The sequence below is a fragment of the Salmonella sp. 2018103 genome (assembly GCF_026247685.1).
GTDB classification, from domain to species: domain Bacteria; phylum Pseudomonadota; class Gammaproteobacteria; order Enterobacterales; family Enterobacteriaceae; genus Salmonella; species Salmonella enterica.
This window is the reverse complement of sequence record NZ_CP111029.1, coordinates 3,653,033-3,679,184: the sequence shown is the minus strand read 5'-3', so window position 1 is coordinate 3,679,184 and position 26,152 is coordinate 3,653,033. Positions and strand designations below refer to the sequence as shown.

Sequence of the window (26,152 nt, the reverse complement as noted above, 5' to 3'; positions counted from 1 at the left end):
CTCCTTAGCAACAGGCCAGTTCAAAATCAAGACGCTCCGGCACCAGACCATTTTCACTATCCAGCGGCATAAAGCGAATGGCAAAACGGCTCTTATGGCCGGAAATTTGTGGATAAAGTTGTGAATCGAGCGTCAGCATAAGACGCAGCAAATCGGCGTCGTCCCCGTTATCCTGATAAAAACCGTTCAGGCTGGTTTGCTTACGGAAAGGTGCTGAATTACGGATCAGATCAAGCACCAGCGTCAGCGCCTGGGTGAGGGGATTCAGGCTGGCAAGCCAGCTTTCAATCTGGGCGTCGCGCTGCGCCTGTTGTAGGTGCAACCAGATATGTAGAGTGGGTAAATCGAAACTGCAACAGCCGCCAGGAATACTTAAGCGTTGACGCACAAGGGCAATCAAGCGATCTTCACGTAGCTGCTGGCCAATCCTCGGGGCGGAGATCAGCACGCTGCCCGCGGATTTTAACTGCTGGCGCAGGGCTTCAATACGGTCTTGATCGACGCCGGGAACCTCAACCCAGGCCTGTAATTTACGCTGCTGGCGCTCCAGTTCTTTCAGCAGTTCGGTACGGACTTCGCCCCGTTCGAACACATCCAGTAGATCGCTGATGTTACGGAAAAAATGCAGTGCGCCAGCATGGTCTGCAATTGGCAGGTTGATGGAAAGCTGTTGGATCAAAAACTCTATGCGCAGCCACGTACGCATCTTCTCATTGAGAGGGTGTTCAAATAGGACCTGGGTGTGCATTACGGTTTTTCCTGTGAGACAAACTGCGACGCGAGCTTAAGATAACTGGCGTGCAGGCGGGCCACATCTGATGCGATAGCATCCGGTGCGCCGTTATTATCAATAACATCGTCCGCCACGGCAAGGCGCGCTTCACGCGTCGCCTGCGCAGCGAGAATGTGTTCAACATGCTCGCGCGTAACATCATCACGCTGCATTGTGCGTATGAGCTGCGTTTCGGGCGTCACGTCAACCACCAGTACGCGGTTGGCTTTTTGATACAACCTGTTTTCAACCAGCAGAGGCACAACCCATAACACATAGGGCGATGTAGCCTGTTGAAACTGTCGTTGGGTTTCCTGCTGAATTAAGGGATGAAGCAGAGCGTTAAGCCAGGCTTTTTCTTCCGGATGCGAAAAAATACGCTCACGCAGCGCCCGGCGACGTAACGTGCCGTCGGCGGCGATAAGTTCAGAACCAAAATGTTCCGCTATTGCGTTCAGGGCGGGCTGCCCTGGCTCAACCATCTGGCGCGCGATAATATCCGCGTCAATGACGGTTATTCCGAGGTCAGCGAAGGCATCAGCGACGGTACTTTTACCGCTGCCAATACCGCCGGTTAAGGCTACGGTATACCTCATATCTCCAGCTTCCGGAATTTTAGTTTGACAATCAAAAGGTTAAATTTTAAGCATACAAAGACGATACGCTCTGAGCATTAACCTACTATTCGCCAGGTAAATTTATGGGATTGTAACGTAAAAAAAGAGAATTTCGCAGTCTTGTACGGCCATGATTAGTGCGTATGATAACGTCACTGGAGTTGTGAGTTTCGATTTTTCGCCATTAACCCCAGGAATCCGTACATGCGTATTGAAGAAGATCTGAAGTTAGGTTTCAAAGACGTTCTTATCCGTCCTAAGCGTTCTACCCTCAAAAGCCGTTCCGATGTCGAACTGGAACGTCAATTCACCTTTAAACACTCAGGTCAGACCTGGTCTGGCGTACCGATTATCGCGGCCAATATGGATACCGTCGGGACGTTTGAAATGGCGCAAGCATTGGCCGGGTTTGATATTCTGACTGCTGTACATAAACATTATACCGTTGAAGAATGGGCAGCTTTTATCAACACGGCTTCGGCTGATGTTCTGAAGCATGTGATGGTTTCCACCGGGACCTCTGATGCTGATTTCGAAAAGACCGTGCAGATTCTGGCGCTGGATCCTGCGCTGAACTTTGTCTGTATTGATGTGGCCAATGGCTATTCAGAACATTTTGTGCAGTTCGTCGCGAAAGCACGTGAAGCATGGCCGACAAAAACAATCTGCGCAGGCAATGTGGTAACGGGCGAGATGTGCGAAGAGCTTATCCTCTCCGGCGCCGATATCGTGAAAGTGGGAATTGGTCCCGGCTCCGTATGCACGACGCGTGTAAAAACTGGCGTTGGTTATCCGCAACTGTCGGCGGTTATCGAATGTGCTGACGCGGCGCATGGCCTGGGCGGCATGATCGTCAGCGATGGCGGCTGCACCATGCCAGGCGACGTAGCAAAAGCCTTCGGCGGCGGCGCGGATTTCGTTATGTTGGGCGGTATGCTGGCGGGTCACGAAGAGAGCGGCGGCAGCGTGGTAGAAGAGAACGGCGAGAAATTTATGCTGTTCTACGGCATGAGTTCGGAATCTGCGATGAACCGTCATGTCGGCGGCGTCGCGAAATACCGCGCGGCAGAAGGTAAAACGGTTAAATTGCCGCTGCGTGGGCCGGTGGGCAATACTGCCCGCGATATCCTGGGTGGTTTGCGCTCAGCCTGCACTTATGTCGGCGCGTCTCGCCTGAAAGAGTTGACCAAACGCACCACCTTTATTCGGGTGCAGGAACAAGAAAACCGCATTTTCAATAGCCTCTAATATTCTGGCTGGCGTAAATGTGCGCCAGCCTTATCCCATCCCGCTCATCGCGTCTCCCAGATGAAAAATCGGCAAATACATCGCCACCACCAGCGTACCGATAATTAAGCCGGTGATGATCAATAACGCCGGTTCCAACAGCGACGCCAGATTATCGGCCAGCGCCAGCGTAGTTTCACTGTGGTGACGGGCAAGGTTATGCAGCATGATATCGAGTGAACCGGACGCTTCGCCCGTTCTGACCAGTTGCAGGCATAGCGGACTAAATTCCTGGGTATTTTTTAGCGCCAACCAGACCGGATTGCCCGCGGCGATCTCCTGATGTACCTGCGTTAAACGCTGTGACCAGTAAGGGCAGCCGAGGCTATCGATAGCGCTTTCCAGTCCCTGAAGAAAAGGAATGCCTGCGCTTTGGGTCAATGCCAGTACGGTGAATATTTGCGCTAGTTTCTGGCCTCTTATCAGGCGACCCATAACGGGAAGCCGTAGCAGAAGACGCTGCCGCTGCGCTTGCCAGGACGGCTTTTGTTTTACCCTGCGGTGAGCGATAGCAACGAGCATCGCCAGGAACAAGATGAGCCAACCCCATGCCGACCCCCATTGCGCTATCGCGATAATACCGCGCGTCAGAAGAGGGAGCGGGGTATTAAAGCTACGGTAAATGGCGGCAAATTCCGGCAGAACAAAGTGCAGCATGGCGAAAACGACCAGAGCGGCCATTGTCAGAATAATGGCGGGATAGCGCAGCGCCTTTTTCACGCTAACCGTAATCTGCCGCTGCGCTTTTTGCTGACGGGCCAGTTCAAAGCAGCATTCGGCCAGTTTGCCGGTCAGTTCTCCGGTGCGGATCATCGTCTGGTAGAGCGGCGGAAATACCTGCGGCCAGGAGACTAATGCGCTGGAAAAAGGGACGCCCTGTTCAAGCTCGTGAGCCAGCGTGCGCAACAGCGCTTGCCATTGTCGGTGGGGATGCTGTTGCGCAAGGAGTTCCAGCCCTTCAGAAAGCGTCAGTCCGGCATGAATGAGCGTGGCCAACTGATGAATAATTTCAGCGCTTTGCTCTTCTTTCCACAGTGCGGCGTTAACGCCCATGCGCTTGATGCGAAGCGGCATAATGCGCTGATGTTGCAGGGTGATGATCAGCGCCAGACGATTGTCCACCCATACAACGCCTTGTTCCAGTTGACCTTTATCGTTAACGCCTTGCCAGCGCCAGAGCTGTTTAACGCTCATGGGGCATTCCCAGAACGCGCAGTATCTCTTCAAAGGACGTCATGCCTTGCTCAACGGCGCGACAGCCATTTTCAAAAAGCGTCCCTGTACCGGTCTGTTGGAGGTGGGCTTCCAGTGCTTGTGCCGATGCGCCGCTCGCAATTAACTGACGTAATGTCGGGGTAACGGTTAACACTTCGAATAACGCGGTTCGGCCATAAAAGCCGTGGTAGCAATGCTGACAGCCGCTTGCCTGCCAGCGCGGTAGCGCGCTGGGCCAAAGATTGGGCGATAGCACCACGGGATCGCTCAGGCGCTGTTTGCAGTGCGGGCAAAGCTTCCTTACCAGGCGTTGCGCTACCACCAGCGTAAGCGCCGATGAGATCATCCAGCGTGCTACGCCCATTTGTTGTAAACGTATCAGGGTTTCGCTGGTGGAGTTCGTATGGAGCGTGGAAAGTACCAGATGGCCCGTTTGTGCCGCCTTAATGGCGATTTCTGCGGTGTCGCCGTCACGAATTTCACCTACCATGATGATGTCAGGATCCTGGCGTAAAAGCGCGCGCAGCACATTTTGAAAGGTGAGCCCGGCGCGGGGATGGATCTGCGTCTGGTTAATCCCATCCAGTGGAATTTCTATCGGATCCTCAACGCTACAGAGGTTGATACCCGGCATATTCCGGGTTTGTAGCGCGCTGTATAGCGTGACTGTTTTTCCGCTACCGGTGGGGCCAGTCACCAGTACCAGCCCCTGAGGTTGCTGTAGGGCTTGTCTAAAAGCGGTAAGTTGTGCCCCGTACATGCCCAGCGTGTCCAGATCCAGCGTTTGTTCAACCTGATGCAACAACCGTAAGACGACTTTTTCGCCTTCTTTACAGGGAAGCGTGGCGATACGAAAAGAGATGCTGTCGCCCGCCAGGTCAACGGTAAATTGCCCGTCCTGCGGCAGCCGATGTTCAGCGATGTCCAAATTTCCCAGGACTTTCAATCTGGCCGTCAGCGCAAGCCCCGTCTCTTTGGCGATGTCCTGCAGAATATGAAGAACACCGTCGATGCGGAGCCTTATTCGGTAGCGGCTGGCGCCTGGTTCGAGATGGATATCAGAGGCGCGTTTCGCCATCGCCGAGCGTAATGTCTGATTGAGAAGCTGGGCCGCGGTTTCTCCGCCTTTCGCGGCGTTTGCCGAGGGCGCCTGATCCGGCTTATGCCGATGATTTTCCATTTGCTGGCGAGTCCAGCACACAATATCAATCTGTTTTTGCGTGGCGAAATGCAGAGCGTCCAGTAACGCATGAGAGGGCGCGTCGACCACAGCAACAGTGATACTGTTGCTGGCGCTATTGATCAGTACAGCCTGATGACGTTGACACAAGGTGTTGAGCTGAGCGTCTTTCATTTTGTCTCCTTAGTTGGCGTCAAAACGGAAGACATCTTCACAAGCCTGTTGTAACGCGCTGTCGCTTTGAATATTGCAGTTACGCGTCCAGCCGGTAATGCCGTTAGCATTGTCCCAGGCGGGCGTCATGATGACGTTAAGCCCGCTCAGACTCTCCTGGCCGGTAAGCGTGATGACGCCTTTTTCCACGCTCATGCCCGAAACATAACGGGTGATGACGGGCGAGGGGATACCGTTGACGCCCGCATCGCATGTGCTCGTCCCACCATGTTCCAGAGCGCAGAGTTCGACGGCGGTACGGTAGGGGACAAACGTTTGCAACATATCCGTCAGCGCCGCTTTACGCAGATAGTTCTGGTAAGCCGGAATGCCAATGGCGCTTAAAATGGCGATGATGCCAATAACGACCATCAATTCGATAAGCGTGAAACCGCGTTGTTTTTCCATTGTTCGCTCCTTGAGTTAGCTGGCGCTACTGTGGCAAACGAGGAAAGAGCGGGCGAGCGGCAAAAGGTAAAACGGGAAGGCGGATTCTGAAGATTTTTGCTGCGTTACATGACACGGCAACGTTATTGCGAGGCGCTACGAATATTTTACCGAATCACGACGCGGATAGCCGGACAGGTGATTTATAGACCCGACAGCGCAGCGCCATCGGGCGGAGAGGATCAGCAAAAACGCATGGAGAGATCGAGCGCGCGTACGTGCTTGGTCAGCGCGCCAACGGAGATGAAATCCACCCCGGTTTCAGCAAATTCGCGTAAGGTTTCCGCGGTGACGTTGCCGGATACTTCCAGCCGCGCCTGGCCGTTGACGCGTTTCACCGCCTCGCGCATCTGGTCGGTGTTGAAATTATCCAGCATGATAATATCCGCGCCTGCTTTCAGCGCATCGTCCAGTTCATCCAGATTTTCGACCTCGACTTCTACCGGCACGTCCGGATGTAGCCAGAACGCTTTTTCCACCGCCTGACGAACAGAACCGGAGGCGATGATATGGTTTTCTTTAATCAGGAACGCGTCAGTGAGGCCCAGACGATGATTGGCGCCGCCGCCGCATAAAACCGCATATTTGAGCGCGGTGCGCAGACCCGGCAGCGTTTTACGCGTGTCGAGCAACTGGGTTTGGGTGCCAGCCAGCAGTCCAACGTAGCGGCGTACTTCACTGGCGACGCCGGAAAGGGTCTGGACAAAGTTTAGCGCCGTGCGCTCGCCGGTCAGCAATACGCGAGCCGGGCCGTTCAGTTCAAACACTGTTTGGTTGGCGTGAATGGCGTCGCCGTCATCGACATGCCAGGTGAGGCGCACATCATCGCCCGCCAGTTGGATGAAGACCTCTTCAACCCAGCGCTTGCCGCAGAAAACGCCGTCTTCACGAGTGATCACCGTGGCATGGGCTTGCGTATCTGCCGGCAAAAGTTGCGCGGTGATATCGTTGCCAGCATCGACTTCTCCACCTAAATCTTCACGCAGCGCCTGAGCAACGGCGGCAGGGATATCGAGATTAATGCGTTCCAGTAGCGCGTCACGTCGGTCGTCTGGGTTATAACGGCGAGGCGGCATGATAAAACTCCAAATTGCTAACGAATCATAAGGTAGAAACATGCTACTCTGAAGCAGCTATAAGCACCACTCAAAAGGAGACTCTGCATGTTGCCAGATAAGGGTTGGTTGGTAGAGGCGCGACGCGTCCCTTCTCCGCATTATGATTGCCGTCCGGATGACGAAAAACCGTCCTTGCTGGTGGTGCATAATATTAGCCTGCCCCCCGGCGAGTTTGGCGGTCCGTGGATCGATGCATTATTCACCGGAACGATAGATCCAGACGCCCATCCTTTTTTTGCAGAAATCGCTCATCTTCGTGTTTCGGCCCATTGTCTGATTCGTCGCGACGGTGAAATCGTCCAGTATGTGCCTTTTGATAAGCGTGCGTGGCATGCGGGCGTATCAAACTATCAGGGGCGGGAACGTTGTAATGATTTCTCCATTGGTATTGAGCTGGAGGGGACGGATACGCTGGCTTATACCGATGCGCAGTATCAGCAGCTAGCCGCCGTGACGCGCACGCTTATCGCTTGCTATCCGGCGATCGCCGACAATATGACCGGACACTGCAACATTGCGCCTGACCGTAAAACGGACCCTGGCCCTGCCTTTGACTGGCCGCGCTTTCGCGCTTTGGTAGCCCTTTCGTCGCACAAGGAGATGACATGACGCTGTTTACGACATTACTGGTGCTGATTGTCGAGCGCCTGTTTAAGCTGGGCGAGCACTGGCAGCTCGATCATCGGCTGGAGGCGCTATTCCGTCGGATTACGCATTTTTCGATGTTGCGCACGATGGGAATGACGGCGATCGCGATGGTGGTGACTTTTCTACTGCTCCAGGCGTTAAAAGGGCTGCTATTTAACGTGCCGACGCTGGTGGTGTGGATTCTCCTGGGCGTGCTGTGTATCGGCGCGGGCAAAGTGCGAGTACATTATCACGCCTGGCTGAAAGCGGCGTCCCGTAACGATCCGCATCCTTGTGAGGCGATGGCCAGCGAGCTTACGCTAATCCACGGCGTGCCGCCGGATTGTAATGAGCGTGAATTTTTGCGTGAGCTGCAAAATGCGTTGTTATGGATAAATTTCCGTTTTTACCTCGCACCGCTATTTTGGTTTATCGTTGGCGGTCCGTGGGGGCCGGTAACGCTGGTGGGCTATGCGTTTTTACGGGCCTGGCAGACCTGGCTGGCGCGCTATCAGACGCCACACCAACGTTTGCAATCCGGCATTGACGCTATTCTTCATGTGCTGGACTGGATTCCGGTACGTCTGGCGGGCGTAGTGTATGCATTACTGGGGCATGGCGAGAAAGCGTTGCCGGCCTGGTTTGCCTCGCTGGCGGATCTGCATACTTCGCAGTATCAGGTGCTCACACGTCTGGCGCAGTTCTCACTGGCGCGCGAACCGCATACTGACAAAGTAGAAACCCCCAAAGCGGCGGTATCGATGGCGAAGAAGGCCTCGTTTGTGGTGGTGGTGATTATTGCGTTGCTCACCATTTATGGGGCATTAGTGTAGCGTTGTGCCGATGGCGCTAACGCTTATGCGGCCTACAATGGAAAAATCTGTAGGCCCGGTAAGCGTTAGCGCCACCGGGCAGTGCAACGGCTTAGATCGTATCGGCTGGCGGCACGCCAAAATCAGGCATCCCGTTTTCGTCCCAGCGCACCCGTTTCAGACGCGTATGGCGGTTGGGATCGTACAACGGATCGCCTTCAATTTCGGTGTAATTTCTCGCGTGGTACACCAGTACATCTTCACCTTCCGGCGTTTGCGTAAAGCTGTTATGTCCCGGCCCATACTGGCGATTTTCATAGCTGGTGGTAAAGACCGGGCGCGGTGATTTATGCCAGTTGGCCGGATCGCGCGGATCGTCGTTTACGTTAATCCACAGTAACCCCATACAGTAGTTTTCATCGGTGGCGCTGGCCGAATAGCTGATAAACAGCTTGTCGCCATGCACCACGACGGCCGGACCTTCGTTAACCCAAAAACCCCGACACTCCCAGTCGTACTCTGGCTTACTGAGTCTTACCGGCTCGCCTTTAAGAGTCCACGGGTTTTCCAGTTCAGCCAGATAAATATTTGAGTTACCGGCAATATCCGGCGCTTTTTGCGCCCACAGATACCACTGTTTTCCCTGATGATAAAAAGTGGTGGCATCGAGGGCGAAGGTATCAAACGGCGTTTTAATTTGACCTTTCTCCGTCCATTTGCCGGTGAGTGGGTCGACATCGGCGCACTCCAGGGCAAACATGCGGTGCTGGAACATTCCCAGTTTATCAAGCGCTTGAGTATGGGTAGCGGCAAAATAGATGTACCACTTACCGTTGATGCGGTGCATTTCCGGTGCCCAGATGAGTTGGCTCATCGGGCCGCTTTCCGGTTTGCGCCAGACGACAACGGGGTCGGCGGCGCGCAACCCTTCCAGCGAATCAGCCCGGCGGATTTCCAGCCTGTCATATTCCGGTACGGAGGCAATAAAGTAGTAATCGCTGCCGTCGCGTAAAATAAACGGATCGGCACGTTGTTCAATAAACGGGTTTGGCCAGTTTGCCATCAGGCTTTCCTTACGCTTTCAGCGGCTTTGAGCTCCTGCAACTCACTCAATTCGCGGTAATTAGTGCGACGTTTTTCCAAATCGTCCTGGATTTTTTTCATCAGTTCACGGTCAACTTTCAGCAGACGTACCACGCCTGCGGTAATCAGATAGCCAACGCCAGGGATAACGGTAAACAACAGCATAATACCGTTCATCGCCGAAGCGCTTTGCGCTTTGGCGCTGGCGTCATAACCGTACCAGGAGAGCAAAAAGCCGACCATCGCCCCGGCAATCGCCAGGCCCAGTTTCAGGAAGAACAGATTACCGGAGAAGCTAATACCGGTAATGCGTTTGCCGGTTTTCCATTCGCCGTAATCATCGACGTCCGCCATCAGCGACCAGTGCAACGGGGAAGGGATCTGATGCAGAATATTGAGCAGGAAGTAGAGCGCCACTATCATCACGGTAGCTTTCGGATCAAAGAAATAGAACGCGCAGGAGAAAATCGCCAGCGCGATATTGGTCCAGAAAAATACCTTCAATTTACACCAGCGATCGGTTAAGACTTTTGCCAGCATACTGCCGATCATCATACCGACCACGCCAAGACTAATAAAAAGCGTAGCGAAATGGGTGCTTTGTCCCATCACCCAGGTGACGTAATACATGGTCGCCGCCATACGGATAAACCCCGGGCAGACGTTACATAAGGTCAATAGCAGAATGCGTACCCATTGATCGTTTTTCCACACGTCTTTGAAATCATTCTTCATATCATCGTGCGTCGGAACGGCAGGGCGAACGCGTTCGCGGACGCTGGCAAAGCAGAACAGAAACATACCCATGCCGATAATCGCCAGCACGGTCATCGCCAACTGATAGCCTTTGGCTTTGTCGCCGCCGCCAAACCAGTCCACCATCGGCAATAGCGTTAACGATAGCAACAGCGTCGCGATGCCGACTAACACGAAGCGATAAGCCTGACAGGCCACGCGCTCTTTTGGATCATTGGTGATCACGCCGCCCAGTGAGCAATAGGGAATATTGATGGCGGTGTAGGTCACAGAAAGCAGAAAATAGGTGACGAAAGCATAGACAACTTTGCTGTTATAGCCCCAGTCCGGCGTCGTGAACATCAGCACGCTGAACAGCGCGTAGGGAAATGCAATCCACAGTAGCCAGGGGCGGAAACGACCATATTTACTTTGGGTACGATCGGCAAGCGCGCCCATCACCGGATCGGTAACGGCATCGATAACGCGTACTGAAAGGAGTAAAACACCGACTAACGCCGGGGCAAGACCAAAAATATCCGTATAAAAATAATTAACAAACAGCATGATAGCGCCAAAAATAATGTTACATCCGGCGTCGCCCATGCCATACCCGATTTTCTCTCTTACCGAAAGTCTGCCCTTATCCATTGAGACTTCTCCCCATCAGATGATGGCGGTAATTATTCGCCTGCGAGCTTTTTTTTGCGTAGCAGGATCACGCCGCTGATATGGATAAAATGGTTATACGTGGGAAACTGTGAGGCAGATAACACCCTCCCCGGACGAGGAGGGTGGAAAAGTAACGCCACGATCAGTGGGCTTTCACCGTTTTTGCCGTTTTTTCTTTACACAGGTAGCCGACGCCCAGGATGAGCAGCCATACCGGAATCAGCCACACGGAGATCGCCATACCTGGCGTCATCAGCATAATGATCAATACCGCCGCCATAAACAGCAGACAGAGAACGTTGCCGAACGGATAAAACAGGGCCGGGAAGCGGGTGTTCACGCCCTGCTGCTGTTTCGCGCGACGGAACATCATATGGGCAAGGCTAATCATCGCCCAGTTAATGACCAGCGCGGAGACCACCAGCGCCATCAGCAGTCCGAATGCGGACTCTGGGGCCAGGTAGTTGAGCAGCACGCACAACGCCGTCACGACGGCGGAAACCAAAATGGAGCTCACCGGCACGCCGCGTTTGTCGACGTTCAGCAGCGCTTTCGGCGCATTTCCCTGCTGGGCCAGACCGAACAGCATACGGCTGTTGCAGTAAACGCAGCTGTTATAAACCGATAGCGCGGCGGTGAGAACCACGATATTCAGCGCATTGGCGACAAACGTATCGCCCAGCTCATGGAAGATAAGGACAAACGGGCTGGTATCGGCGGTGACGCGAGTCCATGGCAGCAGCGAAAGCAGGACCGCCAGCGAGCCGATATAAAAAATCAGGATGCGATAGATAACCTGATTGGTAGCTTTGGGGATGCTCTGTTCCGGGTTATCGGCTTCAGCGGCGGTGATCCCTACCAGCTCCAGTCCGCCAAACGAAAACATAATAATGGCCATCATCATCACCAGCCCGGTCCAGCCATGCGGCAGAAAGCCGCCCTGTTCCCACAGGTTGCGCACGGTTGCCTGCGGACCAGCGGTATCGCTGAAGAGTAACCACGCGCCGAACAGAATCATAGCGATGACGGCGATCACTTTAATAATGGCGAACCAAAACTCCATCTCACCGAACACTTTAACGTTGGTCAGGTTGATGGCGTTGATAATCACAAAGAAGGCTGCCGCAGAAGCCCAGGTGGGGATCTCCGGATACCAGAACTGGATATATTTACCCACTGCGGTCAGTTCCGCCATGGCAACTAATACGTACAGCACCCAGTAGTTCCAGCCGGAAGCGAATCCGGCAAAGCCGCCCCAGTATTTATAGGCGAAGTGGCTAAAAGAGCCGGCGACCGGTTCTTCAACCACCATCTCCCCCAGCTGGCGCATAATCAGAAAGGCAATAAAGCCTGCAATCGCATAGCCCAGGATAATTCCTGGCCCCGCCGACTGAATAACGGAGGCGCTTCCCAGGAACAAGCCTGTCCCTATCGCGCCGCCCAATGCGATAAGCTGAATATGGCGGTTTTTCAGGCCGCGCTTGAGCTGCTCGCCGTGCTGCTGACTGTCCATTATAAAACCTCGTGTATCGGGCGCGGTTTATTCATAACGCGCTTATTTTGAACGATGCAGTAGTGCGTGTGTAAGTTTGCAATTCCGCTTTTTGTATTGATTTATTTACAAGCTCGTTTTTTAAAATGTCACTTCAACTCTTTTGTCTTGATCAGAATAATGGTATGTGGCCGCGAATGCACCTGCTTTGTGCAGGGGTGATGACGAGTTGCGTAAAAAGAAAGCACTTGTAAATACCTCCTTTTATTTTCCCTTACAGATGTTAATTTGTTTTTATTCATTTTTTATGCATAAAAATGCATTTAATCTACTGTTGAATCGGTTCAGATGAGATTTTTTATCGTTTCAAATACGTTAAATCTACCTCCTGGTGGGTAAATTTAACATTTGTGCACAGTTACAGTTTTGAAACATGATTTCTGTAAAATTGTTAAAATGTGCCTCCTTTACTGATTTCAATCAAAACCTGTATGGACAGAAGGTGAATACTTTGTTACTTTAGCGTCACAGACATGAAATTGGTAAGACCAATTGACTCCGGGCAAATGGCTTAAGACAGGAAATCATGGCCTACAGCAAAATCCGCCAACCAAAACTCTCCGATGTGATCGAGCAGCAGCTGGAGTTTTTAATCCTTGAGGGAACATTGCGTCCCGGAGAAAAACTCCCACCGGAACGTGAACTGGCAAAACAGTTCGACGTCTCCCGTCCCTCCTTGCGCGAGGCGATTCAACGTCTCGAAGCGAAGGGATTGTTGCTTCGTCGTCAGGGCGGCGGAACCTTCGTGCAGAGCAGCCTGTGGCAGAGCTTTAGCGACCCGCTGGTGGAACTGCTCTCCGATCACCCTGAATCCCAGTTTGACCTGCTCGAAACGCGCCATGCTCTGGAAGGCATTGCGGCTTATTACGCGGCACTGCGCAGCACCGATGAAGATAAAGACCGTATTCGCGAGCTGCACCATGCTATTGAGCTGGCGCAAGAGTCCGGCGATCTGGATGCCGAGTCCGAAGCCGTGCTCCAGTATCAAATCGCCGTCACCGAAGCGGCGCACAACGTGGTATTGCTTCATCTGCTAAGGTGTATGGAGCCGATGCTGGCGCAAAACGTGCGGCAGAACTTCGAATTGCTGTATGCGCGTCGGGAGATGCTGCCGCTGGTGAGTACGCATCGCACCCGTATATTTGAAGCCATTATGGCCGGAAAACCAGAAGAAGCGCGTGAAGCGTCACACCGACATCTGGCGTTTATCGAAGAGATTATGCTGGACAGAAGCCGTGAGGAGAGCCGTCGTGAACGCGCTTTACGCCGCCTGGAACAGCGCAAGAATTAGTTTTTTCTGGCAGAACGTTAACCAGAAGATGTTGTGAATAACGCGCAAAAATGTGCGCGGCAACTAAACGCAGAACCTGTCTTATTAAGCTTTCTGACGAAAGTTTAATGGGACAGGTTCCAGATAACTCAACGTATTAGATAGATAAGGAATACCCCCATGTCAGAACGTTTCCCAAATGACGTGGATCCGATCGAAACTCGCGACTGGCTACAGGCGATCGAATCGGTCATCCGTGAAGAAGGTGTTGAGCGCGCTCAGTATCTGATTGACCAACTGCTTTCTGAAGCTCGCAAAGGCGGCGTGAAAGTCGCGGCAGGCGCAGGGGCCAGTAATTACATCAACACTATTGCCGTTGAAGACGAACCGGAATACCCGGGCAATCTGGAGCTGGAACGTCGCATTCGTTCTGCGATCCGCTGGAACGCCATCATGACCGTGCTGCGTGCGTCTAAAAAAGACCTTGAGTTGGGCGGCCACATGGCGTCCTTCCAGTCTTCCGCCACGATCTATGATGTCTGTTTCAACCATTTCTTCCGTGCGCGCAACGAACAGGATGGCGGCGACCTGGTTTACTTCCAGGGCCACATCTCTCCGGGCATCTACGCTCGCGCGTTCCTGGAAGGTCGTCTGACCCAGGAACAGATGGATAACTTCCGTCAGGAAGTTCACGGCAATGGCCTCTCTTCCTATCCGCACCCGAAACTGATGCCGGAATTCTGGCAGTTCCCGACCGTCTCTATGGGGCTGGGCCCAATCGGTGCTATCTACCAGGCGAAATTCCTGAAATATCTGGAACACCGTGGCCTGAAAGATACCTCTAAACAGACCGTTTACGCCTTCCTCGGCGACGGCGAGATGGATGAGCCGGAATCCAAAGGCGCGATCACCATCGCCACCCGTGAAAAACTGGACAACCTGGTCTTTGTTATCAACTGTAACCTGCAGCGTCTTGACGGCCCGGTCACCGGTAACGGCAAGATTGTTAACGAACTGGAAGGCATCTTTGCAGGTGCTGGCTGGAACGTTATTAAAGTCATGTGGGGCGGTCGTTGGGATGAGCTGCTGCGTAAAGACACCAGCGGTAAACTGATCCAGCTGATGAACGAAACCGTTGACGGCGACTACCAGACCTTCAAATCCAAAGACGGCGCTTACGTGCGTGAGCACTTCTTCGGTAAATACCCGGAAACCGCAGCCCTGGTGGCCGACTGGACCGATGACCAGATTTGGGCGCTGAACCGTGGTGGTCACGATCCGAAGAAAGTCTACGCGGCACTGAAAAAAGCGCAGGAAACCAAAGGCAAAGCGACGGTAATCCTGGCCCATACCATTAAAGGTTATGGCATGGGCGACACCGCGGAAGGTAAAAACATCGCTCACCAGGTTAAGAAAATGAACATGGACGGCGTGCGTTACGTCCGCGATCGTTTCAACGTGCCGGTTGCCGATGCTGATCTCGAAAAACTGCCGTACATTACCTTCCCGGAAGGTTCTGAAGAACACAAATACCTGCATGAACGCCGTCAGGCGCTGCATGGCTACCTGCCAAGCCGTCAGCCGAACTTCACCGAGAAGTTAGAGCTGCCTCAACTTTCAGATTTCGGCGCGCTGCTGGAAGAGCAAAGCAAAGAGATTTCCACCACTATCGCTTTCGTGCGTGCTCTGAACGTGATGCTGAAGAACAAGTCGATCAAAGATCGCTTGGTACCGATCATCGCCGACGAAGCGCGTACTTTCGGTATGGAAGGTCTGTTCCGTCAGATTGGTATCTACAGCCCGAACGGCCAGCAGTACACCCCGCAGGACCGTGAGCAGGTTGCCTACTACAAAGAAGACGAGAAAGGCCAGATTCTGCAGGAAGGGATCAACGAGCTGGGCGCAGGCGCATCCTGGCTGGCTGCGGCGACCTCTTACAGCACCAACGATCTGCCGATGATCCCGTTCTACATCTACTACTCCATGTTCGGGTTCCAGCGTATCGGCGACCTGTGCTGGCAGGCTGGCGACCAGCAGGCTCGCGGCTTCCTGATCGGCGGGACTTCCGGTCGTACAACGCTGAACGGCGAAGGTCTGCAGCACGAAGATGGTCACAGCCACATTCAGTCGCTGACTATCCCGAACTGTATCTCTTACGACCCGGCTTACGCTTACGAAGTGGCTGTCATCATGCATGATGGTCTGGAGCGTATGTACGGTGAGAAACAAGAGAACGTTTACTACTACATCACCACCCTGAACGAAAACTACCACATGCCGGCTATGCCAGCAGGTGCCGAGGAAGGTATCCGTAAAGGTATCTACAAACTCGAAACCCTCGAAGGTAGCAAAGGTAAAGTTCAGCTGCTGGGCTCCGGTTCTATCCTGCGTCACGTGCGTGAAGCGGCACAGATTCTGGCGAACGACTACGGCGTAGGTTCTGACGTGTACAGCGTGACCTCCTTCACCGAACTGGCGCGTGATGGTCAGGATTGTGAGCGCTGGAACATGCTACACCCGCTGGAAACCCCGCGCGTTCCGTACATCGCTCAGGTGATGAACGACGCTCCGGCAGTGGCATCTACTGACTATATGAAACTGTTCGCCGAGCAGGTTCGTACTTACGTACCGGCTGACGACTATCGCGTACTGGGTACGGATGGCTTCGGTCGTTCCGACAGCCGTGAGAACCTGCGTCACCACTTCGAAGTTGATGCTTCTTATGTGGTTGTCGCAGCACTGGGCGAACTGGCTAAACGTGGCGAAATCGACAAGAAAGTGGTAGCGGATGCGATTACCAAATTCAACATCGATGCAGATAAAGTTAACCCGCGTCTGGCGTAAGAGGTAAAAGAATAATGGCTATCGAAATCAAAGTACCGGACATCGGGACAGATGAAGTTGAAATCACCGAGATTCTGGTCAAAGTGGGCGACAAAGTGGAAGCTGAACAGTCGCTGATCACCGTAGAAGGCGACAAAGCCTCTATGGAAGTCCCGTCTCCGCAGGCTGGCGTCGTGAAAGAGATCAAAGTCTCTGTCGGCGACAAAACCGAGACCGGTGCACTTATCATGATTTTCGATTCCGCCGACGGTGCAGCTGACGCTGCACCTGCTAAGGCAGAAGAGAAGAAAGAAGCGGCTCCGGCAGCAGCACCTGCTGCGGCAGCGGCGAAAGACGTTCACGTTCCGGATATCGGCAGTGACGAAGTTGAAGTGACTGAAGTGATGGTGAAAGTGGGCGACACCGTTGAAGCTGAACAGTCGCTGATCACCGTCGAAGGTGACAAGGCCTCTATGGAAGTGCCGGCGCCGTTCGCGGGCACCGTGAAAGAGATCAAAGTGAACACCGGTGATAAAGTGTCTACCGGCTCACTGATTATGGTCTTCGAAGTGACGGGCGCAGCGCCTGCCGCAGCACCAGCGAAAGCGGAGGCCGCTCCGGCTGCGGCTGCTCCAGCAGCAGCGACGGGCGTGAAAGACGTTAACGTACCGGACATCGGCGGCGACGAAGTTGAAGTCACCGAAGTGATGGTCAAAGTCGGCGATAAAGTTGCCGCTGAACAGTCGCTGATCACCGTGGAAGGCGACAAAGCCTCCATGGAAGTGCCTGCGCCGTTCGCGGGCACCGTGAAAGAAATCAAAATCAGCACCGGCGACAAAGTGAAAACCGGTTCTCTGATTATGGTCTTCGAAGTAGAAGGCGCAGCGCCTGCGGCCGCTCCGGCTAAACAGGAAGCGGCGGCACCGGCTCCGGCGGCGAAAGCTGAGAAGCCTGCTGCCCCGGCTGCCAAAGCGGAAGGCAAGTCTGAGTTCGCTGAAAACGACGCTTACGTTCACGCTACTCCGCTGATTCGCCGCCTGGCGCGTGAGTTTGGCGTCAACCTGGCGAAAGTGAAAGGGACTGGTCGTAAAGGCCGTATTCTGCGCGAAGACGTTCAGGTTTACGTGAAAGATGCTATCAAACGCGCGGAAGCTGCGCCGGCTGCTGCGGGCGGCGGTATCCCGGGTATGCTGCCGTGGCCGAAAGTGGACTTCAGCAAGTTTGGTGAAGTTGAAGAAGTGGAACTGGGCCGTATCCAGAAAATCTCTGGCGCGAACCTGAGCCGTAACTGGGTGATGATCCCGCACGTTACGCACTTCGACAAAACCGATATCACCGATCTGGAAGCGTTCCGTAAACAGCAGAACGCCGAAGCTGAGAAGCGCAAACTGGATGTGAAATACACGCCAGTGGTCTTCATCATGAAAGCGGTTGCCGCTGCTCTGGAACAGATGCCGCGCTTCAACAGCTCTCTGTCCGAAGACGGTCAGCGTCTGACCCTGAAAAAATATATCAACATCGGCGTGGCGGTTGATACCCCGAATGGCCTGGTGGTTCCGGTCTTTAAAGACGTGAATAAGAAGAGCGTGACCGAGCTGTCTCGCGAACTGACCACCATCTCCAAAAAAGCGCGTGATGGTAAGCTGACCGCTGGCGAAATGCAGGGTGGTTGCTTCACTATCTCCAGCATCGGCGGCCTGGGAACTACCCACTTCGCGCCGATTGTCAACGCGCCGGAAGTGGCTATCCTCGGCGTTTCTAAGTCGGCGATGGAACCGGTGTGGAATGGGAAAGAGTTTGTGCCGCGTCTGATGATGCCTATCTCTCTTTCCTTCGACCACCGTGTGATCGATGGTGCTGATGGTGCGCGTTTCATTACCATTATCAACAATATGTTGTCTGACATTCGCCGTCTGGTGATGTAAGCGAAAAAGCCGGCCCAACGGCCGGCTTTTTTTTGATAATCTCATGGAGTTTGTGAGGTTATTAGCGAAAGCGATAATTCGTGATCCGTTTGTTGTTTCAAAATTGTTAACAATTTTGTAAGATACGGGCGGATAGAACGACCCGGTGGATGATGGGCGATCAAGTACCCCGGACCGCCGGATACAAATAAAGAGGTCATGATGAGTACTGAAATCAAAACTCAGGTCGTGGTACTTGGGGCGGGCCCGGCAGGCTATTCTGCCGCTTTCCGTTGCGCTGATTTAGGTCTGGAAACCGTAATTGTAGAACGCTACAACACCCTTGGCGGTGTTTGTCTGAACGTCGGCTGTATCCCTTCTAAAGCGTTGCTGCACGTAGCAAAAGTTATCGAAGAAGCCAAAGCGCTGGCTGAACACGGTATCGTCTTCGGTGAGCCGAAAACCGATATCGACAAGATTCGTACCTGGAAAGAGAAAGTGATCACGCAGCTGACCGGCGGTCTGGCGGGTATGGCCAAAGGCCGTAAGGTGAAAGTGGTCAACGGTCTGGGTAAATTCACCGGGGCGAACACCCTGGAAGTTGAAGGCGAAAACGGCAAAACCGTGATCAACTTCGACAACGCGATCATCGCGGCAGGTTCTCGTCCGATCCAATTACCGTTTATTCCGCATGAAGACCCGCGCGTATGGGATTCTACCGACGCTCTGGAACTGAAAGAAGTGCCGAAGCGTATGCTGGTCATGGGCGGCGGTATCATCGGTCTGGAAATGGGTACCGTATACCACGCGCTGGGTTCAGAGATTGACGTGGTTGAAATGTTCGACCAGGTTATCCCGGCGGCTGATAAAGACATCGTTAAAGTCTTCACCAAGCGCATCAGCAAGAAATTCAACCTGATGCTGGAAACCAAAGTAACTGCCGTTGAAGCGAAAGAAGACGGTATCTACGTTTCGATGGAAGGCAAAAAAGCCCCGGCTGAAGCGCAGCGCTATGATGCGGTTCTGGTGGCGATCGGTCGTGTGCCGAACGGTAAAAACCTCGACGCGGGCAAAGCAGGCGTGGAAGTTGACGACCGTGGCTTTATCCGCGTCGACAAACAGCTGCGCACCAACGTGCCGCACATCTTCGCTATCGGCGATATCGTCGGTCAGCCGATGCTGGCGCATAAAGGCGTTCACGAAGGCCACGTTGCCGCTGAAGTTATCGCCGGGAAGAAACACTACTTCGATCCGAAGGTTATCCCGTCTATCGCGTACACCGAGCCAGAAGTGGCATGGGTTGGCCTGACCGAGAAAGAAGCGAAAGAAAAAGGCATCAGCTATGAAACCGCCACCTTCCCGTGGGCAGCTTCTGGCCGTGCTATCGCTTCTGACTGCGCAGACGGTATGACCAAACTGATTTTCGACAAAGAATCTCACCGCGTGATCGGCGGGGCGATTGTCGGCACCAACGGCGGCGAGCTGCTGGGTGAAATCGGTCTGGCGATCGAAATGGGCTGTGACGCGGAAGACATCGCGCTGACCATTCATGCGCACCCGACTCTGCATGAGTCCGTGGGCCTGGCGGCGGAAATCTTCGAAGGTAGCATTACTGACCTGCCGAACCCGAAAGCGAAGAAGAAATAATCTTCTGTAGGTGGCAATGCGCCATTCGACACAGAAAAGCGGCTTTACAGCCGCTTTTTTTATGCATGGCAAATCAGATGTGTCAAATGATGGCGAAGGATAACGAAACCGCAAAATTTATCTTTTCCGCAGCAGTGCGCTTTTCAAACCTTATGCCGTCGGTAGTGCCTTTGTCAGTCATTTTCGACCAACTAATTGTTTCATAAGAAATACCTCTCCTTACTTTGTCATCACCCTGAAATTAGTAACGCTATAAAATAATAGCGAGCTAATTATGAGGTTTGATATATGAAACTTTTTCTGACAACAGCAGCGCTAACCGCGACGTTGATCTCCGGCATGGCATTTGCCAGCGATCCCGTCATCCCCTGGGCGACTAACAGCGGCGGTACGGAAAGTACGCATATTGCGGCAATGGGCGAGGATTTGAATGCGCAGCATCAGCAGATCACCCACACGCATGAAGGCGTATGGGCGGCCAATTCCGGCAGCATTCAGGCTGATGAAGCCGCGCTGACCAGCAACAAGCCGCCGGTACAAGGCCACCCGGAATTAATGCCGCATCAGGGCTAATGATCATGGCCTGGCGATAACGCCAGGCGCTTACGGGTTATTCGGCGACCTGCCACTGCGCGTCTGGCGCAAAACGCGTGATAGCCTGAACTTTACTCTCCGTCTCTTTGCCTAAATCCGCCTGATAAATACGATCGTCCTGGTTGACCATAAAACTCATCACCCCGGTTTCGCCGTAATGCACCGGCCAGGCCAGAAGCGCCGCGCCGTGACCGTCGTTATCGCTGATAATACGGAAATGGTAGCCGTGGTAACCCTCGTCTGGCGCTGCGGGGCTAAAGTTTGGGCCTAACGGACTGGGGACGTCTCCTGCTTTGGTTGGCCAGTACAGGCCATCTTTTTGGCCTTCGCTACTGATTATCCTGTGCGCCCAGCGATGGTTTTGTAAGTAATAATTCTGTTGCGCATCAACGTAAGCATGCATGGCCTGTAAGGTAGAAAGTTCATTTCGCCCAATAGTACGGGTGAGGATCTCATTCCCGGCTGCCGCCATATCAAAGCGCCAGCCGCCAGCCTCTTTCACCATGGGCACCGGGAGCTGCCAGTCTTCTCGTCCGACATTCAGGTGCGCCGTATTGTCTTTTTGTACAATGCGATGGCCTTCGCGCCAGTCACGATTGAAGCGGGCCACGGCCTCGGGATCGGCACCTTCCGGCGGCAGAAATTGCCGCCAGTCATCGCCCAGTAGCGCGGTAAGCTGCGTTTCGTTTTTGCCGGCTACCGCCGCGGCGAAGGCGCTGGCGGCCGCTTCCGGGGAGGGGAACCGTTCCTGCGCGTAGCCCAGCAAGGGTAACGACAGTAACAGAGCGCTTAACATAACCTTTTTCATTATCTGCTCCGGTTAACGGCGATGAAATTCATGATGTTCAGAAAAATGTTCCCGCGCGGCGGCGCGTTGCTCGGTGTTTAAGTGGCTGCCGCGACGGCTTTCCAGGCCGCGTAGCTGTTGCGATTGCCATGACGGCGATCGACTGTCGTTCCCGCTAAACACATTGGCGTGCATATTCTGGCGAAATGCCTGACGCTGCTGCGGCGTAGAGGACGCGATCCGCTGATGCGCCGCGTTACGCTGTTGCTGCGATAAGGGATGCTGCTGCGTCTGGGATTTCAGCGTCGCGCTATGCTGCTGCGCCGTCTGTCGACGCGCGCTGTCATACTGATTGTCATAACCGCGATAATTATTACGGCGGGCTATCTGATTTAATTGTTGTGAGGCCGCTTTACGCTGGGCATCGCGGGTGCCTGGCGCTGGCAAAGAAGCGTTCGCTGTATGGCTGCGCTGTTGGAATTGCGTCATGGCCGCCTGGCGCTGACTGTCGCGAGACACTGGCGCTTGCTGCGTTGCGCTTAACCCGCCGCTAACATTGGTGGGATGGAACCGTTGCGCAACGGTATTATTCGGATAGGGGACGCCATTGCGCCAGGCGGGATTATGCTGCCAGCCCATCGTTTGGCCCGGCAGGTTTTGCCCGGATATCCGGTTGAAATTATTGACATTGATGTTGATATTATCGCCATTGTGTTGATAACCGTTACCACCATGATGGTAATCATCATCATGATGGTCGTCGTCATGGTGGTGATGATCGTCGTCATCCCAGTCTATGCTGCTGAACAACGCATAGGTGGTGGCGACGCCCAGACTATAACCAAAACCTTTAACAAAACTATCGGCAAACTGCTGTCCCGGAGGGGGCGGTAAATACACCGGCGGATAAGCGGTATTGGGCCAGGCGCCATACACCGTCGCGGGGTTATAGTTCGGCACGTACACCACCTGCGGATTCGCGGGTTCAATTTTGATGACGGTCGACGGTGTCGCTGGCGTACTGGCGGATGTGGTGGTTGTCGTCGTGACGGCGGTAGAAGCGCTGGACTTCGGCACGCTGGTGACGGTTTGCTGCGGCGTTGATTTTAGCGAACCGGTTTGTTGAGCGAGCAGACGCAACCTTTGCACCGCATCCATCACATCCTGTGGCTGGGCTAAGAACGCATCGCCCAGGTTTTGCACCCATTGCGGATTCTCGCCCATAAGCGCCATCAACTGGGGAAAGGCGACCAGCGATTTGACGCTGGGATCCCACGGTTGGCTGGCCACCGCCTGAATAGCGACATCGCCCTGCAGCGTGGGGTTATCTCGCGACCACTGGACGGCCTGAACCACGTTCGCCGGGTAGGTGGAGGCCATGAGCACCTGCGAAAGCAGGGCATCGGGATAAAGCGCGACAGGCGCGACCCATTGATCGATTTGCGCAGTGGTAAAGGTCGTTTTCGCGACAGGCGCGGGCACAGCGGTCTGCGTTGGCTCAGGGGCGGGAGCTGCCGCCTGCGCGGGCGCTTCGGGAGCGCGGCTTTTAACATACAGTACGCCCGAAGCGGCAAATAACCCGGCACTGCAGACAAGGGCAATGAGATGGGGTTTAAAGGGCAACGTCATTTTATCTCTCCCGATTCCAGAGAATCGCTATGGTCATTATGCCTGCCGCCGACGGGGTGCAGTTTCGCGTGAGTATAAAGGGACGATAGTTTAATTTTTAGCTAATGTTGGGATCGATAGCGTTACGTGACGATCAAAGCACGAAATGAGGTAAGCATTTATGGCTGTAGCTCCCGTCTCAGTAGAGCATTAGACCATCCTTAACGATTCAGCCACTTTTTTATGTTGCTTTTTTGTAAACAGATTAACACTTAAAGAAAATCCTGTTATTGTGCCGTATGCGGTACCGGGCATTTACCCTACTAACTACTGTCTCACAGGAGCGTGAAGAGAATCGCCCATCAACAAAAGCGCCGCATTATGACAATGAGAGCGAGGAGATATCGTCGTGCTAGAAGAATACCGTAAGCACGTAGCTGAGCGTGCTGCCCAGGGGATTGTGCCGAAACCTTTAGACGCAACCCAAATGGCTGCGCTTGTCGAGCTGCTGAAGACCCCGCCTGTGGGCGAAGAAGAATTCCTGTTAGACCTGTTGATCAACCGCGTTCCTCCTGGCGTAGATGAAGCCGCTTATGTTAAAGCCGGTTTTCTCGCTGCTGTCGCGAAAGGCGACACCACCTCCCCGCTGGTCTCCCCAGAAAAAGCCATTGAACTGCTGGGCACTATGCAGGGTGGTTACAACATTCATCCGCTGATTGATGCGCTGGACGATGCGAAACTGGCGCCGATTGCTGCCAAAGCGCTGTCTCACACCCTGCTGATGTTCGATAACTTCTACGACGTAGAAGAGAAAGCCAAAGCGGGCAATGAATATGCCAAACAGGTGATGCAATCCTGGGCCGACGCCGAATGGTTCCTGAGCCGTCCGCCGCTGGCGGAAAAAATCACCGTCACTGTTTTCAAAGTGACCGGCGAAACGAATACCGACGATCTCTCTCCGGCGCCGGATGCGTGGTCGAGACCGGATATCCCGTTACATGCGCAGGCGATGCTGAAAAACGCCCGTGAAGGCATTGAGCCGGATCAGCCAGGCGTTGTTGGCCCCATCAAACAAATCGAAGCATTGCAGAAAAAAGGCTACCCGCTGGCCTACGTGGGTGACGTGGTGGGCACCGGTTCTTCCCGTAAATCCGCGACCAACTCCGTGCTGTGGTTCATGGGCGATGACATCCCGAACGTGCCGAACAAGCGCGGCGGCGGTCTGTGCCTCGGCGGCAAAATTGCGCCTATCTTCTTTAACACTATGGAAGATGCGGGCGCACTGCCGATTGAAGTTGACGTTTCTAACCTGAATATGGGCGATGTGATTGACGTCTACCCGTACAAAGGCGAAGTGCGCAACCACGAAACCGGCGAGCTACTGGCAACCTTCGAACTGAAAACCGACGTGCTGATCGACGAAGTGCGTGCCGGTGGCCGTATTCCGCTGATCATCGGCCGTGGCCTGACCACCAAAGCGCGTGAAGCGCTGGGTCTGCCGCACTCTGATGTATTCCGTCAGGCAAAAGACGTGGCGGAAAGCAGCCGTGGCTTCTCGCTGGCGCAGAAAATGGTCGGTCGCGCCTGCGGCGTGAAAGGTATCCGTCCGGGCGCATACTGCGAACCGAAAATGACCTCCGTCGGTTCTCAGGATACTACTGGCCCGATGACCCGCGATGAGCTGAAAGACCTGGCCTGTCTGGGATTCTCCGCCGATCTGGTCATGCAGTCGTTCTGTCACACCGCAGCCTATCCGAAGCCGGTTGACGTGACCACGCACCACACGCTGCCGGACTTCATTATGAACCGCGGCGGTGTCTCTCTGCGTCCGGGCGACGGCGTGATCCACTCCTGGCTGAACCGTATGCTGCTGCCGGATACCGTGGGGACCGGTGGTGACTCCCATACCCGTTTCCCGATTGGTATCTCTTTCCCGGCGGGTTCTGGTCTGGTGGCGTTTGCCGCCGCGACCGGCGTGATGCCGCTGGATATGCCGGAATCGGTGCTGGTGCGCTTCAAAGGCAAAATGCAGCCGGGCATCACCCTGCGCGATCTGGTCCATGCCATCCCGCTGTACGCCATCAAACAGGGCCTGCTGACCGTTGAGAAGAAAGGCAAGAAAAACATCTTCTCTGGCCGCATCCTGGAAATCGAAGGTCTGCCGGATCTGAAAGTGGAGCAGGCGTTTGAGCTGACCGATGCTTCTGCCGAGCGTTCCGCTGCGGGTTGTACCATCAAGCTGAACAAAGAGCCGATCGTTGAATACCTGACCTCCAACATCGTCCTGCTGAAGTGGATGATTGCGGAAGGCTACGGCGACCGTCGTACGCTGGAACGTCGTATCCAGGGTATGGAAAAATGGCTGGCGGATCCGCAGCTGCTGGAAGCCGATGCTGACGCGGAATACGCGGCAGTGATCGACATCGATCTGGCGGAGATCAAAGAGCCAATCCTGTGTGCGCCGAACGATCCGGACGACGCGCGTCTGCTGTCTGACGTGCAGGGCGAGAAGATCGACGAAGTGTTCATCGGCTCCTGCATGACCAACATCGGCCACTTCCGTGCCGCCGGTAAGCTGCTGGATAACCATAAAGGCCAGTTGCCAACCCGCCTGTGGGTAGCGCCGCCAACCCGTATGGACGCTGCGCAGCTCACCGAAGAAGGTTACTACAGTGTGTTCGGTAAGAGCGGTGCGCGTATTGAGATCCCTGGTTGTTCCCTGTGTATGGGTAACCAGGCGCGTGTGGCTGACGGTGCGACGGTGGTTTCCACCTCTACCCGTAACTTCCCGAACCGTTTAGGCACTGGTGCGAACGTCTTCCTGGCTTCTGCGGAGCTGGCGGCGGTGGCGGCGCTTATCGGCAAACTGCCGACGCCGGAAGAGTACCAGACCTTTGTGGCGCAGGTGGATAAGACGGCGGTGGATACCTACCGTTACCTGAACTTCGACCAGCTCTCTCAGTACACTGAGAAAGCGGACGGCGTGATTTTCCAGACTGCGGTTTAATTTGCCTGACGGTGTCAGGCTTACCATGCCTACGCCTCTTATTGCCCGGTGGCGGCTACGCTTACCGGGCCTACAACACCCATCGCAACTGCGGTGGGTTTTTATTTTCATTCCGCCTGCTGTTCCCGCTTTTTTTCTTCTCCGCTGCTGCGATAATGACTGTAAGGGCTTTGCAGAGGAAA

The 26,152-nt window shown here is 54.2% G+C and carries 20 protein-coding genes; 9 read left to right on the top strand and 11 right to left on the bottom strand.

Annotation, left to right across the window (positions count from 1 at the left end; all coding sequences use genetic code 11):
• Window positions 1–4: 4 nt before the first annotated feature.
• Window positions 5–748 carry a cell division protein ZapD gene (gene zapD, locus OLG56_RS17835; RefSeq protein ID WP_000557441.1) on the bottom strand — a complete coding sequence of 248 codons (744 nt, stop codon included), beginning with the start codon at window positions 746–748 and terminating at the stop codon, window positions 5–7.
• Complete coding sequence (coaE, locus tag OLG56_RS17830) at window positions 748–1,368, bottom strand: dephospho-CoA kinase (protein WP_001270913.1); 621 nt, start codon at window positions 1,366–1,368, stop codon at window positions 748–750. Before coaE ends, zapD begins: the two co-directional genes overlap by 1 nt.
• Window positions 1,369–1,593: 225 nt before the next feature.
• Here coaE and OLG56_RS17825 point away from each other — a divergent pair, with 225 nt between their 5' ends.
• The gene (locus OLG56_RS17825) at window positions 1,594–2,637 is read left to right on the top strand and encodes a GMP reductase (protein ID WP_001217363.1); all 1,044 of its coding nucleotides are present in this window, start codon (window positions 1,594–1,596) and stop codon (window positions 2,635–2,637) included.
• Between the two features lie 30 nt (window positions 2,638–2,667).
• Here the strand turns inward: OLG56_RS17825 and hofC are convergent, their stop codons facing one another.
• The 4 genes from hofC to nadC all read right to left on the bottom strand — a co-directional run bounded on the left by hofC (window position 2,668) and on the right by nadC (window position 6,807).
• Window positions 2,668–3,870 carry a protein transport protein HofC gene (gene hofC, locus OLG56_RS17820; protein ID WP_000114112.1) on the bottom strand — a complete coding sequence of 401 codons (1,203 nt, stop codon included), beginning with the start codon at window positions 3,868–3,870 and terminating at the stop codon, window positions 2,668–2,670.
• Entirely contained in the window at window positions 3,860–5,245 is a 1,386-nt protein-coding gene (gene gspE / locus OLG56_RS17815) for a type II secretion system protein GspE (RefSeq protein ID WP_000650588.1), read from the bottom strand. Before gspE ends, hofC begins: the two co-directional genes overlap by 11 nt.
• Window positions 5,246–5,254: 9 nt before the next feature.
• Window positions 5,255–5,692: a prepilin peptidase-dependent pilin gene (ppdD, locus tag OLG56_RS17810; RefSeq protein ID WP_000414988.1), complete on the bottom strand. Its 438-nt coding sequence runs from the start codon at window positions 5,690–5,692 to the stop codon at window positions 5,255–5,257.
• Between the two features lie 221 nt (window positions 5,693–5,913).
• Complete coding sequence (gene nadC / locus OLG56_RS17805; RefSeq protein ID WP_001135135.1) at window positions 5,914–6,807, bottom strand: carboxylating nicotinate-nucleotide diphosphorylase; 894 nt, start codon at window positions 6,805–6,807, stop codon at window positions 5,914–5,916.
• Window positions 6,808–6,894: 87 nt separating this feature from the next.
• Between nadC and ampD the strand changes: the two genes are divergently transcribed.
• Window positions 6,895–7,458 (top strand): 1,6-anhydro-N-acetylmuramyl-L-alanine amidase AmpD, encoded by a 564-nt coding sequence (ampD, locus tag OLG56_RS17800; protein WP_000936326.1) that lies wholly within the window; start codon window positions 6,895–6,897, stop codon window positions 7,456–7,458.
• Window positions 7,455–8,309, top strand: a complete 855-nt coding sequence (ampE, locus tag OLG56_RS17795; protein ID WP_000172039.1) for a beta-lactamase regulator AmpE — start codon at window positions 7,455–7,457, stop codon at window positions 8,307–8,309. The genes ampD and ampE overlap by 4 nt, the downstream gene beginning before the upstream one ends.
• Window positions 8,310–8,400: 91 nt before the next feature.
• Here the strand turns inward: ampE and OLG56_RS17790 are convergent, their stop codons facing one another.
• The 3 genes from OLG56_RS17790 to aroP form a co-directional block, all read right to left on the bottom strand.
• On the bottom strand, window positions 8,401–9,351 hold the full coding sequence (locus tag OLG56_RS17790) for a glycoside hydrolase family 43 protein (protein WP_061377103.1): 951 nt from the start codon (window positions 9,349–9,351) through the stop codon (window positions 8,401–8,403).
• The gene (locus tag OLG56_RS17785) at window positions 9,351–10,757 is read right to left on the bottom strand and encodes a glycoside-pentoside-hexuronide (GPH):cation symporter (RefSeq protein WP_000357539.1); all 1,407 of its coding nucleotides are present in this window, start codon (window positions 10,755–10,757) and stop codon (window positions 9,351–9,353) included. The genes OLG56_RS17790 and OLG56_RS17785 overlap by 1 nt, the downstream gene beginning before the upstream one ends.
• 163 nt (window positions 10,758–10,920) lie before the next feature.
• Window positions 10,921–12,294: an aromatic amino acid transporter AroP gene (gene aroP / locus OLG56_RS17780; RefSeq protein WP_108638831.1), complete on the bottom strand. Its 1,374-nt coding sequence runs from the start codon at window positions 12,292–12,294 to the stop codon at window positions 10,921–10,923.
• Between the two features lie 562 nt (window positions 12,295–12,856).
• Between aroP and pdhR the strand changes: the two genes are divergently transcribed.
• From pdhR to OLG56_RS17755, 5 genes are all read left to right on the top strand, one after another.
• Window positions 12,857–13,621, top strand: a complete 765-nt coding sequence (gene pdhR / locus OLG56_RS17775; RefSeq protein WP_000331771.1) for a pyruvate dehydrogenase complex transcriptional repressor PdhR — start codon at window positions 12,857–12,859, stop codon at window positions 13,619–13,621.
• A gap of 159 nt (window positions 13,622–13,780) precedes the next feature.
• On the top strand, window positions 13,781–16,444 hold the full coding sequence (gene aceE / locus OLG56_RS17770; RefSeq protein ID WP_001527458.1) for a pyruvate dehydrogenase (acetyl-transferring), homodimeric type: 2,664 nt from the start codon (window positions 13,781–13,783) through the stop codon (window positions 16,442–16,444).
• A 14-nt stretch (window positions 16,445–16,458) separates the two neighbouring features.
• Complete coding sequence (gene aceF, locus OLG56_RS17765) at window positions 16,459–18,348, top strand: pyruvate dehydrogenase complex dihydrolipoyllysine-residue acetyltransferase (protein WP_207011586.1); 1,890 nt, start codon at window positions 16,459–16,461, stop codon at window positions 18,346–18,348.
• A 201-nt stretch (window positions 18,349–18,549) separates the two neighbouring features.
• Window positions 18,550–19,974, top strand: coding sequence for a dihydrolipoyl dehydrogenase (lpdA, locus tag OLG56_RS17760; RefSeq protein ID WP_001527420.1), 1,425 nt, complete (start codon window positions 18,550–18,552; stop codon window positions 19,972–19,974).
• Window positions 19,975–20,262: 288 nt separating this feature from the next.
• Window positions 20,263–20,547, top strand: a complete 285-nt coding sequence (locus tag OLG56_RS17755) for an outer membrane protein (protein WP_000765363.1) — start codon at window positions 20,263–20,265, stop codon at window positions 20,545–20,547.
• Between the two features lie 37 nt (window positions 20,548–20,584).
• Here OLG56_RS17755 and OLG56_RS17750 read toward each other — a convergent pair whose 3' ends face one another.
• Complete coding sequence (locus OLG56_RS17750; RefSeq protein ID WP_000757448.1) at window positions 20,585–21,376, bottom strand: DUF2950 family protein; 792 nt, start codon at window positions 21,374–21,376, stop codon at window positions 20,585–20,587.
• Between the two features lie 12 nt (window positions 21,377–21,388).
• Window positions 21,389–22,984, bottom strand: coding sequence for a DUF3300 domain-containing protein (locus OLG56_RS17745; RefSeq protein WP_079827188.1), 1,596 nt, complete (start codon window positions 22,982–22,984; stop codon window positions 21,389–21,391).
• Window positions 22,985–23,372: 388 nt separating this feature from the next.
• On the opposite strand from OLG56_RS17745, the gene acnB reads away from it, so the two are divergent.
• The gene (acnB, locus tag OLG56_RS17740; protein WP_000888965.1) at window positions 23,373–25,970 is read left to right on the top strand and encodes a bifunctional aconitate hydratase 2/2-methylisocitrate dehydratase; all 2,598 of its coding nucleotides are present in this window, start codon (window positions 23,373–23,375) and stop codon (window positions 25,968–25,970) included.
• Window positions 25,971–26,152: the final 182 nt, after the last annotated feature.

Bases quoted from the DNA above. Each gene is read 5' to 3' on its own strand.
- hofC (WP_000114112.1), bottom strand. From the start codon at position 3,870: ATGAGCGTTAAACAGCTCTGGCGCTGGCAAGGCGTTAACGATAAAGGT.
- lpdA (WP_001527420.1), top strand. From the start codon at position 18,550: ATGAGTACTGAAATCAAAACTCAGGTCGTGGTACTTGGGGCGGGCCCG.
- OLG56_RS17745 (WP_079827188.1), bottom strand. From the start codon at position 22,984: ATGACGTTGCCCTTTAAACCCCATCTCATTGCCCTTGTCTGCAGTGCC.
- ppdD (WP_000414988.1), bottom strand. From the start codon at position 5,692: ATGGAAAAACAACGCGGTTTCACGCTTATCGAATTGATGGTCGTTATT.
- ampE (WP_000172039.1), top strand. From the start codon at position 7,455: ATGACGCTGTTTACGACATTACTGGTGCTGATTGTCGAGCGCCTGTTT.
- pdhR (WP_000331771.1), top strand. From the start codon at position 12,857: ATGGCCTACAGCAAAATCCGCCAACCAAAACTCTCCGATGTGATCGAG.
- coaE (WP_001270913.1), bottom strand. From the start codon at position 1,368: ATGAGGTATACCGTAGCCTTAACCGGCGGTATTGGCAGCGGTAAAAGT.
- ampD (WP_000936326.1), top strand. From the start codon at position 6,895: ATGTTGCCAGATAAGGGTTGGTTGGTAGAGGCGCGACGCGTCCCTTCT.
- aceE (WP_001527458.1), top strand. From the start codon at position 13,781: ATGTCAGAACGTTTCCCAAATGACGTGGATCCGATCGAAACTCGCGAC.
- aceF (WP_207011586.1), top strand. From the start codon at position 16,459: ATGGCTATCGAAATCAAAGTACCGGACATCGGGACAGATGAAGTTGAA.
- OLG56_RS17825 (WP_001217363.1), top strand. From the start codon at position 1,594: ATGCGTATTGAAGAAGATCTGAAGTTAGGTTTCAAAGACGTTCTTATC.
- OLG56_RS17755 (WP_000765363.1), top strand. From the start codon at position 20,263: ATGAAACTTTTTCTGACAACAGCAGCGCTAACCGCGACGTTGATCTCC.
- zapD (WP_000557441.1), bottom strand. From the start codon at position 748: ATGCACACCCAGGTCCTATTTGAACACCCTCTCAATGAGAAGATGCGT.
- OLG56_RS17750 (WP_000757448.1), bottom strand. From the start codon at position 21,376: ATGAAAAAGGTTATGTTAAGCGCTCTGTTACTGTCGTTACCCTTGCTG.
- OLG56_RS17790 (WP_061377103.1), bottom strand. From the start codon at position 9,351: ATGGCAAACTGGCCAAACCCGTTTATTGAACAACGTGCCGATCCGTTT.
- gspE (WP_000650588.1), bottom strand. From the start codon at position 5,245: ATGAAAGACGCTCAGCTCAACACCTTGTGTCAACGTCATCAGGCTGTA.
- nadC (WP_001135135.1), bottom strand. From the start codon at position 6,807: ATGCCGCCTCGCCGTTATAACCCAGACGACCGACGTGACGCGCTACTG.
- OLG56_RS17785 (WP_000357539.1), bottom strand. From the start codon at position 10,757: ATGGATAAGGGCAGACTTTCGGTAAGAGAGAAAATCGGGTATGGCATG.